Annotated in this window: 15 protein-coding genes; 9 read left to right on the top strand and 6 right to left on the bottom strand. The window is 73.3% G+C overall.

Annotated elements, in window-relative coordinates; genetic code table 11:
* The first annotated feature begins 126 nt into the window (after positions 1-126).
* On the top strand, positions 127-891 hold the full coding sequence (locus ACN260_RS19245) for a hypothetical protein (protein ID WP_422752420.1): 765 nt from the start codon (positions 127-129) through the stop codon (positions 889-891).
* On the opposite strand, the gene ACN260_RS19240 is transcribed toward ACN260_RS19245, so the two are convergent.
* A complete protein-coding gene (locus ACN260_RS19240; protein ID WP_422752419.1) occupies positions 820-2,409 on the bottom strand; it encodes a phospholipase D family protein in 1,590 nt (529 codons plus the stop codon). The genes ACN260_RS19245 and ACN260_RS19240 overlap by 72 nt on opposite strands.
* A 136-nt stretch (positions 2,410-2,545) precedes the next feature.
* Between ACN260_RS19240 and ACN260_RS19235 the strand changes: the two genes are divergently transcribed.
* Positions 2,546-2,674: a hypothetical protein gene (locus ACN260_RS19235; protein ID WP_422752418.1), complete on the top strand. Its 129-nt coding sequence runs from the start codon at positions 2,546-2,548 to the stop codon at positions 2,672-2,674.
* Between the two features lie 60 nt (positions 2,675-2,734).
* Here ACN260_RS19235 and ACN260_RS19230 read toward each other — a convergent pair whose 3' ends face one another.
* Both ACN260_RS19230 and ACN260_RS19225 read right to left on the bottom strand, forming a co-directional pair.
* Complete coding sequence (locus ACN260_RS19230; RefSeq protein WP_422752417.1) at positions 2,735-3,721, bottom strand: pirin family protein; 987 nt, start codon at positions 3,719-3,721, stop codon at positions 2,735-2,737.
* Positions 3,722-3,731: 10 nt separating this feature from the next.
* A complete protein-coding gene (locus ACN260_RS19225; RefSeq protein ID WP_422752416.1) occupies positions 3,732-4,214 on the bottom strand; it encodes a MarR family winged helix-turn-helix transcriptional regulator in 483 nt (160 codons plus the stop codon).
* 135 nt (positions 4,215-4,349) lie between these two features.
* Here ACN260_RS19225 and ACN260_RS19220 point away from each other — a divergent pair, with 135 nt between their 5' ends.
* Together ACN260_RS19220 and ACN260_RS19215 are read left to right on the top strand one after the other, a co-directional pair.
* Positions 4,350-4,877, top strand: coding sequence for a GNAT family N-acetyltransferase (locus tag ACN260_RS19220; RefSeq protein ID WP_422752415.1), 528 nt, complete (start codon positions 4,350-4,352; stop codon positions 4,875-4,877).
* Positions 4,878-5,027: 150 nt separating this feature from the next.
* Complete coding sequence (locus tag ACN260_RS19215; RefSeq protein WP_422752414.1) at positions 5,028-5,624, top strand: DUF1684 domain-containing protein; 597 nt, start codon at positions 5,028-5,030, stop codon at positions 5,622-5,624.
* Between the two features lie 50 nt (positions 5,625-5,674).
* Here ACN260_RS19215 and ACN260_RS19210 read toward each other — a convergent pair whose 3' ends face one another.
* Together ACN260_RS19210 and ACN260_RS19205 are read right to left on the bottom strand one after the other, a co-directional pair.
* On the bottom strand, positions 5,675-5,929 hold the full coding sequence (locus tag ACN260_RS19210; RefSeq protein WP_422752413.1) for a flavin reductase: 255 nt from the start codon (positions 5,927-5,929) through the stop codon (positions 5,675-5,677).
* Entirely contained in the window at positions 5,926-6,207 is a 282-nt protein-coding gene (locus tag ACN260_RS19205; RefSeq protein WP_422752412.1) for a hypothetical protein, read from the bottom strand. Before ACN260_RS19205 ends, ACN260_RS19210 begins: the two co-directional genes overlap by 4 nt.
* 430 nt (positions 6,208-6,637) lie before the next feature.
* Here ACN260_RS19205 and ACN260_RS19200 point away from each other — a divergent pair, with 430 nt between their 5' ends.
* Both ACN260_RS19200 and ACN260_RS19195 read left to right on the top strand, forming a co-directional pair.
* The gene (locus ACN260_RS19200; RefSeq protein WP_421486707.1) at positions 6,638-7,405 is read left to right on the top strand and encodes a DUF5753 domain-containing protein; all 768 of its coding nucleotides are present in this window, start codon (positions 6,638-6,640) and stop codon (positions 7,403-7,405) included.
* Positions 7,396-7,587: a DUF397 domain-containing protein gene (locus ACN260_RS19195; protein WP_422752411.1), complete on the top strand. Its 192-nt coding sequence runs from the start codon at positions 7,396-7,398 to the stop codon at positions 7,585-7,587. The genes ACN260_RS19200 and ACN260_RS19195 overlap by 10 nt, the downstream gene beginning before the upstream one ends.
* A gap of 161 nt (positions 7,588-7,748) precedes the next feature.
* On the opposite strand, the gene ACN260_RS19190 is transcribed toward ACN260_RS19195, so the two are convergent.
* Complete coding sequence (locus ACN260_RS19190) at positions 7,749-8,336, bottom strand: general stress protein (protein WP_145918815.1); 588 nt, start codon at positions 8,334-8,336, stop codon at positions 7,749-7,751.
* Positions 8,337-8,487: 151 nt separating this feature from the next.
* Between ACN260_RS19190 and ACN260_RS19185 the strand changes: the two genes are divergently transcribed.
* Genes ACN260_RS19185 through ACN260_RS19175 form a run of 3 tightly spaced genes read left to right on the top strand, consistent with a single transcriptional unit; the run spans position 8,488 to position 11,698 of the window.
* Entirely contained in the window at positions 8,488-10,335 is a 1,848-nt protein-coding gene (locus ACN260_RS19185) for a glycoside hydrolase family 15 protein (RefSeq protein ID WP_422752410.1), read from the top strand.
* Positions 10,336-10,375: 40 nt separating this feature from the next.
* On the top strand, positions 10,376-11,155 hold the full coding sequence (locus ACN260_RS19180) for an SDR family oxidoreductase (RefSeq protein WP_422752409.1): 780 nt from the start codon (positions 10,376-10,378) through the stop codon (positions 11,153-11,155).
* Between the two features lie 42 nt (positions 11,156-11,197).
* Positions 11,198-11,698: a metallophosphoesterase family protein gene (locus ACN260_RS19175; RefSeq protein WP_422752408.1), complete on the top strand. Its 501-nt coding sequence runs from the start codon at positions 11,198-11,200 to the stop codon at positions 11,696-11,698.
* The last annotated feature ends 2 nt before the right edge of the window (positions 11,699-11,700 follow it).

Below are 11,700 nucleotides of genomic sequence, written 5' to 3'. Positions count from 1 at the left end.
GCACCGGTTGAACCGCCGGGCCACCCGCAACCCGACACCACGACGGTGGTGTCGGCTATCCGTCCTTGTCCCGCCGACAGGACCGCCCGTAGCGTCGCGGGAGACCACCGCCGTACGGAGGACCACGTGCTCGACCCCGCGGACCCGCAGCTCGTCGTCGACAGCCGTACGCTGCACTTCAGCTGGTTGCCGGCCGACCCGGACGCGGTCGTCGCGCTGGTCCCGCCCGGCCTGTGTCCGCGCCCCGACCGGCAGGTCTTCATGAACCAGTACGTCGTCGACGACGCCGGTCAGACCTCCGGCCTCGGCGCGTACTCGCTGACCTACGTCGGGGTGGCCCTCGCCGGGGTCGACGCGCCCGACGGGGCGACCCCCGGCGGCTGGTGGACCCACTACGTCACCTCCAGCCCCCGGGTCCGGGACTACGCCGCCGCCCGGGGCGCCCCGGCCGTGCTGGGACACACCACCCTGCGGGTACGGGGCGACGTGCTGGTCGCCGAGACCGAGGTCGGCGGCGTCCCGCTGATCCGGACCCGGGCCCGGATCGGGCACACCGGCCACCTGCTGCGCACCGGCCACCACCGGTACTTCACCCGGCGCGACGGCGAGCTGTTCAGCGGGGTCTACCCCTACGTCTGCGAACCGGTCAGCCCGTTCGAGATCGAGTCGGTGGAGTTCCTCGACCCCCGGCACCCGAGCTACGCGCTGCGCCCGGAGAACCCCCTGCTCATCGTCAGCGGCTGCTACGCCCCGCGTACCTCGTTCGCCCACCCGGGCGGGCTGACCCGCCACCCCGCGCCGGCCCCGGACCGGCGGGATCTACCAGGTGCCCTGGCGGCGGGCGCGCAGCGGCCTGCCGTCGGGGTCGTAGACCAGCCGGTACGCCGGTAGCGCCCACAGCCGGGTGTACCAGGGCAGCCGCTCCGGCCGGTGCGGGCGCAGCCGACCGGGCGGCCGGGGGCCCGACCGGCCCGAGTCGTGCCACCGCTGCAGGGCGTCCGCCGTGGCGGTGATCGCCGCGACGGCGTCGGCCGGGTCCAGCAGGTCGGCGTCATCGGCACCGTCCGGGTCGCGGTCCAGGTGCTCGCGCCACAAGCGCAGCCGCAGGTCCCGGGCGAACACCCGGGCCCCGTCACCCTGCCCCGCCGGATCGACCGGGGACCGTTCGTCGCGGGTCTCGTCGAGCACCGCGCAGGACAGCTCGCTGTCGTGCGTCCAGGACCGCCTGTTGAAGTTGTCGCTGCCCACGCTCGCCCAGACATCGTCGACCACGCAGATCTTGGCATGTACGTAGACCGGGTCGCCCGCCCGGTTCTCCACGTCGAAGACGTGCACCCGGTCCGGCGCGGCCCGCTCGCACAGCGACAGCGCCTGCTCCCGGCCCACCGTGTTGGGCGGCAGCGCCAACGCGCCGTCGACGTCCGGGTAGCGGGGGACCACCGCGACCAGGTGCAGGTCGGGGTTGTCCCGCAGCGCCTCGGCGAACAGCTCGGCCACCTCGGTCGACCAGAGGTACTGGTCCTCCAGGTAGATCAGCCGGCGGGCCCGGCGTACCGCCTTGGTGTAGCCCCGGGCCACCGTCCGCTCGCCGTCCGGGGCGAACGCGTAGCGGGGACGCACCGCCGGGTAGGTACGCAGCACCTGGATGTGGTGCGGGCCGCAGGGCGGCGGATCGGCCGGCGGGTCGGGCAGCGGATCGGGGCTCAGGTCGGAGCCGCGCAGCCGGTCCCGCAGGTAGGCCAGCGGGTTCTCCGAGTCCAACGGCATCGGGTCGGTCCACCGCTCACGGAACGTGGTGTCCAGCGCGGCGACCACCGGACCCCGGACGGCGAGCTGCACGTCGTGCCACGGCGGGTGCGGGCCGTACTTCGGTGACATGGCGAGGGCCTGCGGGTCGCCGTGGTGGTCGGCGTCGTCGCGGCGGCTGTGGCACAGGTCGATCCCGCCGGCGAAGGCGACGTCCCGCTCCGGGGCGTCGCGGTGGCGCAGCACCACCAGCTTCTGGTGGTGCGACCCGCCCCGCCGGACGCGCTGGTCGAGCAGCACCTCACCACCGGCGGCGTTGACCGTCTCGCTCAGGTCGCGGTTCTCTGCCTCGCTGTAGGACAACGAGTCGAGGTGGGAGCGCCAGAGCAGCCCCTTGACCAGCACGCCCCGCTGGGCGGCCCGGGCGAAGAGCTGGGCCACCGTCGGGCCGTCCGGGCGCATCCGCTCGTCCGGGTCGCCCCGCCAGTCGGTGAAGAAGAGCTGGTCGCCCGCGCCGAGCGCCTCGACCTCGGTCACCAGGCGGTCGAAGTACGCCGACCCGTGAATCAACGGCTCGGCGAGGTTTCCGGACGTCCAGACGGGTATCCCGGAGACCGGGTTGGCGCGTTCCTCAGCGGTCAAGAACCAGTCCTCGATCGCCACGTTCCAACCTCCCGAGGTCGACGACGTCCTCACGGTAGGACGCCCGCCGTCGGTACGCACTCCGGGTCTGCCGGAACCCGCCCGGACGGTGGCCTACCGCACCCCGCGAAGCCGTGAACGCCGAGGAGGCCAGGCCATGCCCGCCGAGACGACGAAGCCCGCGACCGAGGACCGTACGGATGCGGTCGAGAGTGAACGCGGCGCGGTCCTGGCGGTGCTGCTGATGGTGATCCTCGGGGTGGCCGGGATCTTCGCGGTCTCCTGAGCGACGTGGCCCCGCCCCGGGTGCCCGGTGACACCGGGCACCCGGGGCGGGAGGCCGCTCTCAGGGGCGGTCGCCCTGGCCGCCGGTGTGCGGCAGCCGCTGGGCCGGAACCACGCCCAGCTTGCCGGCCTGGAAGTCCTCGAAGGCCTGCATGAGCTCGGCGCGGGTGTTCATCACGAACGGCCCGTAGTGCGCCACCGGCTCCCGGATGGGCTTTCCGCCCATGATGTAGAGATCCAGGGCCGGGGTGTTGCCGTCCTGCCTGCCGGCGGCGGTCACCCGCAGCGCGTCGCCCGGACCGTGCACGGCCAGCTGGCCGCCCTGGAACGGACGCCGGTCGGTGCCGACCGTGCCGCGACCGGAGAGGGCGTAGACCAGCGCGTTGAAGTCGGCCCGCCAGGGCAGGTCCAGCTCCGCGCCGGGCTCCAGCGTGACGTGCGCGATGGTGATCGGGGTGTGGGTCGACCCCGGCCCCCGGTGCCCGGCGATCTCACCGGCGATGATCCGGATCAGTGCGCCGCCGTCCGGCGTGGTCAGCAGCGCCGACTCCCGGCCACGGATGTCCTGGTAGCGCGGCGGCATCATCTTGGCCACCCGGGGCAGGTTGACCCAGAGCTGGAGGCCGTGGAAGAGACCGCCGCTGGCGACCAGGTGCTCCGGCGGGGCCTCGATGTGCAGCAGGCCGCTGCCGGCGGTCATCCACTGGGTGTCGCCGTCGGTGATGGTGCCGCCGCCCCCCTGCGAGTCCTGGTGGTCCATGATCCCGTCGATCATGTAGGTGACCGTCTCGAAGCCCCGGTGCGGGTGCCACGGGGTGCCCTTCGGCTCACCCGGCGCGTAGTCCACCTCGCCCATCTGGTCGAGGTGGATGAACGGGTCGAGATCCTGCATCGGCACCCCGGCGAAGGCGCGGCGGACCGGGAAACCCTCACCCTCGTAGCCGCTGGGGGCGGTGGTCAGCCGGCGGACCGGCCGGTAGCTGGTGGTCTCGTCGAGCCGGGGCAGGCGGGGCAGGACGAGGACGTCGTCGACGGTGATCGCGGGCATCACGGGCTCCTCAGGTGTCGCGGTGGGTGGACGACGCGTCCCGGTCGGCGCGCAGCCGCCGGCCGAGCCGGTCGAAGACCCGGGTCAGGGTGGCGACCTCGGCGTCGTCGAGGTCGTCCATCAGGTGCCGCCGGACCGAGGCGAGGTGCCCCGGCGCGGCCTCACGCAGGGCGAGCAGCCCGGCGGCGGTGAGCACCGCCTCGCTGCCCCGACGGTCCCCGGGGCAGGACTGCCGGGCAACCAGACCCCGCCGCTGCATGGTGGAGATCTGGTAGGTGAGCCGGCTGGGGGAGAAGACCAGCCGGGCGGCCAGCTCGCCCATCCGCAGCCGCTGGCCGGGTGCCTCGGAGAGCAGGACCAGCACGTGGTAGTCGGCGAAGCTCAGCTCACCGTCGGCGCGCAGATCGTCCTCCAGCCGGGTGAACAGTCGCTGGCTGGCCTCGATGTAGGCGCGCCAGCAGGCCATCCGCTCGCTGTCCAGGCTCTCCGTCATCCCCCGAACAGTAGCACTCTTTCAAATTTAAACAAGCTCTCTGACGCCTCTGTGAGCAGCGAGACACTTCTCCTTGACCGAAGGAACTTCAGGATTTGAAAGGAACCGCTGGCGACGAGCTGGCAGACTGCCCCGGTGGAACCCGTACAGATCACCGTGCCCGGCCTGGTGCTGCGCCCCTGGCGGGCGGCGGACGCGCCGGCCGTGCTGGCCGCCCTGGTCGACCCCGACATCGTCAGATGGAACGGGCAGGGGGTGACCGACCTGGCGCAGGCCGCCGCGTGGATCACCCGGCGGGCCGACCGCAGCGACGGCAGCCACGTCTCCCTCGCGGTGACCGACGCCGCCGACGGGACGCTGCTCGGCGGGGTCTCCGTGCACCAGATCCGGCACGGCAACGCCGCCGTCGGCTACTGGACCGCCGGGCCGGCGCGCGGACGGGGGGTCGCCGCCGGCGCGCTGCGGGCGCTCACCGGCTGGGCCTTCACCCACCTCGACCTGCACCGGATCGAGCTGTGCCACGCGGTCGACAACCCCGCCTCCTGCCGGGTCGCCACCCGCGCCGGCTACCGCTGGGAGGGGACGCTGCGCGAGTCGCACCGCTACGGCGACGGCCACCGGCACGACGAACACCTGCACGCCCGCCTCGCCACCGACACCTGACCCGTCCCGCTCCCGACCACCCGCCGCTCCCGCCGGGGCCCTGCCCTGCCCCGGGTGATCAAGAGCTTTGCGTCACCTTTGAGCCGGAATACTGACGCGAACCTCTTGATCATCGGGGACGGCGGCTCGGGGGGTGGTTAGGGTCGACGGGTGGACGACCTCGATGTGCTCGACTGGCGGGAACGCACCGCTGCGCTCTACCTGTCCGACACCGACCTGGCCGGCTTCCGGGCCGCCCGGGACGAGTTGTTCCGCAGTCACCCGGCCAGCCCGCTGCCGGCCGCCGACCGGGCCGGTTTCCCCGGGCTCGGCTGGTTCCCACCGGACCCGGCGGCGGTGGTCGAGGCCCCGCTGCGACCCGCCTCGGGCACCGAGACCATCGACACCGGCGGCCCCGACGGGGTGGTCCGCTACCGGCGGCTGGCGGTCGCCGAGACCCCGTGGGGGCCGCTGACCCTGTGGTGGATCGAGGCGTACGGCGGGGGGCTGTTCGTGCCGGTCCGCGACGGCACCAGCGGCCGGGAGACGTACGGCGGCGGCCGGTACCTCACCGACACGGTCAAGGGGACCTTCGGGCGGGGACTCACCGTGCTCCCCGGTCAACGGGTACGCCTCGACGCCAACTACCTCTACAACCCCAGCTGCGCGTACGACGACACCTGGGCCTGCCCGCTGGCACCCCCGGAGAACCGGCTCGCCACCCCGATCCGGGCCGGTGAACTGGACTATCCCCGCCGCGACCGCTGACCCTGCCACGTCCCCGCCCCACCCGCCCCGCCGCTTGGCGAGAGGTGAGGTCAGCGGCCGGCCTGGTATGTCCAGGTCAGGAATCGGTCGGTCGCGTCCACGGTTCTGCCGCCGTCGAGCTGCGTGAGCTGGTCTTCGGCTTCCTCCCTGAGCGTCGACAGCAGGGTCAGCAGGCCCGGCCGGTCGTCGGCGTACGCCGCGAGGAGCGCGAGTTTCGCTTCCCCGCAGGGCCACGGGTGGGCGTCGATCCGGCAGAGCCAGGTGGGTGGCAGCGGCGTGTGCCGGCCGGGAAGCAGCTCGGTCACGCCACCACGACCCTTCCCGGGGTCGGCCTGCGCGGAGCCGGTCGACGGGGGCCGGGCTCCGGGCGCGTCGCTCCGGCCGGCATCAGGAACAGGGTCCGCCGCCGGACCGCGTCGCCGGCTGCGTCCAGCTCGTAGGCGTCGATCCACAACCAACAGTCGTACGTGTGCCGGTCGGTGAGCACCCGGATGACCCGTACCGTGATCGGACGGATGAACTGCACGCTCGCGGCGCGCGTCAGGTGGAGCACGTCACCGGGGCGGATCGTGTGCGGGGTCACCTGGCTGGCTCCCGTTCCAGCCGGGGGCCCGGCGGTGGCAGGGGGTCCGGCGGTGGCAGGGGACGGCGTTCGCCAGCCGGCCGGGGCCCCGCCACGGTGGGATGAACGGCCCGATCGGGCCGGGCACCGACGGGCGTGCCGGTGGTGGGTCGTCGTCAGGCTTGCGGTGCGGCTCGGGCGGCGGTGGGCGGTCGGGCTCCGGCGTGTCCGGCATGGTGCTCCCCCCTTCGTAGCGGTGGCTGGAACGGGGGCCGCCTCCTGCCCCTCCACAGGAGACGGCCCCCGCAGCAGACGCGGCCGGCGGATCTCCCCTCCGACCGGCCGCGCCGCTCTGGGCTCCACCTTGCCGAGGGTTGTGTAGCAAACACACCGCGTAGCAATATGCAGGCAGACGTTCGGAACGTTCGGCCGCAACGTGGGAGGGAGCGGGATGAATCTGGCAGTCAAAGAGGCCATGGCGCAGACCGGGGAGACCGCCGAGAGCCTGGCAGCTCAGGTCGGGGTCGACCCGAAAACCGCAGCCAGGTGGGCACGCCACGGGAGCATCCCGCAGACCCGGCATCGCGCCAAGGTCGCGGCGGTCCTGGGCCGCGACGTCCTGGACCTCTGGCCGGATGCGGTGAAGCGCCACGAGCCGGTCTGGTTCCGACGCTGGGCGGACATCGAGCGTGAAGCGGTCGAGCTGCGATGGTTCGAACTCGCGTGGGTGCCGGGGCTCCTGCAAACGGAGGCGTACGCGCGGGCGACGCTGGCGCTGGCGACACCCACCCCCGAGGAGGTCGACGAGCTGGTGACGACACGGATGCAGCGGCAGGCGATCCTCCACCGGCCAGAGCCTCCGCTCGTCGTCGCGGTGATCGATGAAGCGGTCCTCCGGCGGCGCGCAGGCCGCGACGGCAAGCTGATGCGCGAGCAGTGCGAACACCTCGCGGCCTGCGCCGAACTGCCGTGCGTGCAGGTGCACGTCGTACCGCTCGACACGCCTATCTACCTGGGCATGGGCGGTCCGTTCATCCTGGCCGAGCTGCCGGACGGTGCGCGGATGGCGCACCAGGACGGTCCGGCCAGCGCACACATCATTGACGACGCGGCAGAGATCGCTAGCCTTGAACGGAGGTGGGCCCGCATAGTCGGCGAGGCCCTACCCCGGTCGCAGTCTCTCGACCTCATCAGGAAAGCGGTGGCAGCATGGACCTGACCGGCGCGCGGTGGCGCAAGAGCACGAAGAGCGGGGACAACGGCGGCGCGTGCGTCGAGGTCGCCGACAACCTGCCCGGCGTCGTCCTGGTGCGGGACACGAAGGACCGTGCGGGTGGGACGCTGGCGTTCGCGCCGGGTGCGTGGCGGGAGTTCGTGGACTTCGCGAGGGCGTCCCGCTAGCCAGAAATCTCAGGCCCCCGTCGGCCCGGGCCTTCCTCGCCGCCCGGGTGACGGGTGCTCCCGGCGGGTCGTGGTCGGGCCGCCCGCCCCGGTGGCGGGCCGACCACGCGAACCGCCGCCCCGGCGCTGGGCGCGTCGGGACGGCGGCGGGGTCGGACGGGTCAGCGGGCGGTGGCCCCGGTCGGGGTCAGGTGCATCCGGCCGAGCATCTGCCGCGCCTGGTCGGCCAGGGCGGCGTCGACGGTCACCGCGTACTGGCCGGCGCGCAGCGAACTGGCCGAGGTGAAGTCGCGCTGGCCGCCGGACATGGCGTGCGCCACCGCACCGAACACGGCACCCCAGATCGCGCCGATCACCAGGCCGACCAGGATCACCGCGAGCCAGTTGCCGACCGTGAAGATGCCGAACAACAGGCCGATGAACAACCCGAACCACGCGCCGGTGCCGGCGCCCAGCAGGGCGGCGCGTCCCGTGGTGAGCCGGCCGAGCACCGTCTCCACCAGGGTGAGGTTGGTCCCGACGATCGCGGTGTGCTCCACCGGGAACCGGTTGTCGGCCAGGTAGTCCACCACGCGCTGCGCGGACGGGTAGTCCGGGTACGCGCCGATCGTCACCGTGGGCGGGCCGGCCTGCGGGCCGTGTCCGTCCCCCGGCGGCGTCGCCGGCCGGCCGGCCGGACCGGACGGGAGGTTGTCGCCGCCCGGCATCCCGGGTCGCCAGGTGGCGGTCGGGTTCGCTGCTCTGGTCATGGCCTCCTCCTTCGTCAACGACAGGCGTTCCCGCCGACCCGCCGGGATAACGCCCGGCGGCCCGGCAATAGGAGCGGCCCGGGAATGCGGGCCGCCGGGGACAACCCGCCGGGCGAGGCATGCGGTACGAGGAGCCCGGGTAACCCGCCCCGTGGACAGCGGACGGATCAGCGAGCACGGGTTCCTCGCCGACGGGCGCAGCGCCGCGCTGGTGGACCGGCACGGCTCGGTCAACTGGTGGTGCCCGGCCCGGTTCGACAGCCCGTCGGTCTTCGGCCGGCTCCTCGACGACCGGGCCGGGCACTGGTCGATCACCCCGGAGGGCGACGACGTCCGGGTGTCCCGCTCCTATCTGGACGACTCGCTGGTGCTGCGTACCGTCTTCCACACCGGCACCGGCTCGGTGGCGGTCACCGACGCGCTGGCCCTGGAACCGGAGGCGCGCGGGCACGACATCGGCCTGCGCTCGCCCCGGGTGCTCGCCCGGCTGGTCGAGGGACTCTCCGGCGAGGTGCCGGTACGCGTCGAGTTCGCTCCCCGGTTCGAGTACGGCCGGGTCACCGCGTACCTGACCCACGCCGCCGGGGTGATCGACGCGCGGGCCGGCGCGTGCCGGCTCAGCCTGCGCTCCGACGTGCCGTTGGCCTGCCGGCACGGCGACGCCGTCGGCCGCGCGACCGTCCGGGCCGGGGACACCCTGCGGCTCACCCTCGGGTACGCCCCGACCTACGACGGCGGCGAACCGGCGCTGCCCGACGCCGACCGGGTGGTGGCCGACGCGGTGACCGGCTGGCGCTCCTGGGCCGACCTGCACGACTACCAGGGTCTCTACCGCGACCAGGTACGACTCAGCGCGATGGTGGTGCAGGGCATGACCTACCAGCCCAGCGGCGCGATCGTCGCGGCGGCCACCACGTCGCTGCCGGAACAGGTGGGTGGCGACCGCAACTACGACTACCGCTACGTCTGGGTCCGCGACTTCAGCCTGACCCTCCAGGCGCTGTGGCGGTCCGCCTGCCCGGACGAGGCCGACCGGCAGTTCTCCTGGGTGGCGCGGGCGATGGGCCGCATCGACGACGGCCGGGTGCCGATCATGTACGGCGTCGAGGGGGAGCGGGACCTCACCGAACACTCCCTCGACCACCTGCGCGGCTACGCCGACAGCCGCCCGGTGCTGGTCGGCAACGACGCCTGGACCCAGCGGCAGAACGACGTGCTCGGCGAGATCCTCGACGCCGCCTGGCTGATGCGGCACTACCTGGACCCGATGTCGCCCGACGTACGGCACCTGCTGCGGGCCCTGGCCGACCAGGCGGTCCGGGCCTGGCACCTGCCGGACTCCGGCATGTGGGAGTCCCGCGACGCCGAACGGCACTACCTGTCGTCGAAGGTGCAGTGCTGGACGGCGCTGGACCGGGCGGTCCGCTTCGGTCCCCGCCTCGGCGACCCGGCCGACGTCGCGCGGTGGACGCGGGCCCGCGACGAGGTCCGCGCGGCGGTGCTGCGGCGGGGGTGGAACGACCGGCTGGGCGCGTACACCGGGGCCTTCGACTCCGACCGGTTGGACGCCTCGGTGCTGCTCATGCCGCTGGTCGGGTTCCTGCCGGCCGACGACCCCAGGATGCGCTCCACCATCGACGTGGTGGAGCGGCGGCTGTCGCGCGACGGGCTGCTGCGCCGCTGGGACGGCGACCCGGCCGGTTTCGTCATCTGCTCGTTCTGGCTGGCCAGCTGCCTGGCGCTCGCCGGCGAGCAGGAGCGGGCCACCCGGCTGTTCGAGCAGCTCGCCGGCCGGGTCAACGACCTCGGCCTCTACGCCGAGCAGATCGACCAGGCCACCGGCGAACAGGTGGGCAACTTCCCGCAGGCGTTCTCGCACATCGGCCTGATCAACGCGGCCGGGTTGCTCACCGACATCGCCGAACGACGACGCGACCTCGCCACGGACCGGCCGCATTTCGTGACGACCGGCACCGACGTCGTGGCGACGTCGACCTGAGCCGTGCCGACCGGCACGGACCGACGGAGGGAACACGCCGATGAGTGGACGACTGACCGGCCGCACCGCCCTGATCACCGGCTCGGACTCGGGCATCGGGCAGGCCACCGCGATCGAGTTCGGTCGGGAGGGCGCCGACGTGGTGGTGCACTACCTGCACGACCACGCAGGCGCGGACCACACCCGGGCCGAGATCGAGAAGGCCGGCCGACGGGCGGTGGTCGTGCAGGGCGACATCAGCGTCGAGCACCAGGTCGAGGCGATGTTCGACGAGGCGCTGACGGCGTTCGGCACGCTTGACGTGCTGATGAACGACGCCGGGGTGGACGCCTCCGGCATCGGCGTGGCCGACCTGGACACCGAAACCTGGGACCGGTGCATCCGTACCAACCTGTACGGGATGTTCTTCTGCTGCCGACGGTTCGTCCGGCACCGCCGCGACCAGGGCGGCGGCGGGAAGATCATCAACATCACCTCGATCCACCAGGAGGTCGCCCGGGCCGGCGGCGCGGACTACGACGCCAGCAAGGGCGGCATGCTCGAACTGGCCAAGAGCCTCGCCCTGGAGGTCGCCCCGATGCGGATGAACGTCAACAACATCGGACCCGGGATGGTGCTCACCCCGTTCAACCAGGAGGCCATCGACGACCCGAAGTACCTGGAAGAGCAGGTGCAGAGCATCCCGTGGAAGCGGGCCGCCGAGCCCGCCGAGATCGCCCGGCTGGCCGTCTTCCTCGCCAGCGACGACGCCGACTACGTGACCGGGTCGACGTACTTCATGGACGGCGGCCTGATGCAGAATCAGGGCCAGGGCGCCTGAGCCGGCCGGCCGCGCCCGGCCCCCGCCCGGAAGGCCCGCCTGATGCGGCTGCTCATGATCGCCGACACCCACCTGCCCCGGCGCGCCCGGGACCTGCCGGACGAGGTCTGGACGGCGGTGGACGCCGCCGACGTGGTGCTGCACGCCGGGGACTGGGTCGAGGTGGACCTGCTCGACCGGCTGGCCGACCGGGCCCGTCGGCTGGTCGGCGTGTACGGCAACAACGACGGCCCCGACCTGCGGGCCCGGCTGCCCGAGGTGGCCGAGGTGGAGCTGGCCGGGCTGCGGGTGGCGGTGGTGCACGAGACCGGGCCGAAGACCGGCCGGGAACAGCGCTGCGCGGCCCGGTTCCCCGACCACGACCTGCTCGTCTTCGGCCACTCGCACATCCCGTGGGACAGCGTCGCGCCGGGCGGCCTGCGGCTGCTCAACCCGGGCTCACCCACCGACCGGCGGGCCCAGCCGTACGCCACGTACCTGACCGCCGAGGTGGCGGCGGGACAGCTCGACCGGGTCGCGCTGCACCGCCTGCCACCCCGCTGAGG

Origin of the sequence: Micromonospora sp. WMMD708, assembly GCF_049315245.1 — a bacterium.
Classification (GTDB): domain Bacteria; phylum Actinomycetota; class Actinomycetes; order Mycobacteriales; family Micromonosporaceae; genus Micromonospora; species Micromonospora wenchangensis.
Note: the sequence above shows the minus strand (reverse complement) of the source record. Positions and strands in the feature narration are given on the sequence as shown.

Bases quoted from the DNA above. Each gene is read 5' to 3' on its own strand.
- ACN260_RS19235 (WP_422752418.1), top strand. From the start codon at position 2,546: ATGCCCGCCGAGACGACGAAGCCCGCGACCGAGGACCGTACGGATGCG.
- ACN260_RS19230 (WP_422752417.1), bottom strand. From the start codon at position 3,721: ATGCCCGCGATCACCGTCGACGACGTCCTCGTCCTGCCCCGCCTGCCC.
- ACN260_RS19225 (WP_422752416.1), bottom strand. From the start codon at position 4,214: ATGACGGAGAGCCTGGACAGCGAGCGGATGGCCTGCTGGCGCGCCTAC.
- ACN260_RS19200 (WP_421486707.1), top strand. From the start codon at position 6,638: ATGAATCTGGCAGTCAAAGAGGCCATGGCGCAGACCGGGGAGACCGCC.
- ACN260_RS19195 (WP_422752411.1), top strand. From the start codon at position 7,396: ATGGACCTGACCGGCGCGCGGTGGCGCAAGAGCACGAAGAGCGGGGAC.
- ACN260_RS19190 (WP_145918815.1), bottom strand. From the start codon at position 8,336: ATGACCAGAGCAGCGAACCCGACCGCCACCTGGCGACCCGGGATGCCG.
- ACN260_RS19180 (WP_422752409.1), top strand. From the start codon at position 10,376: ATGAGTGGACGACTGACCGGCCGCACCGCCCTGATCACCGGCTCGGAC.
- ACN260_RS19175 (WP_422752408.1), top strand. From the start codon at position 11,198: ATGCGGCTGCTCATGATCGCCGACACCCACCTGCCCCGGCGCGCCCGG.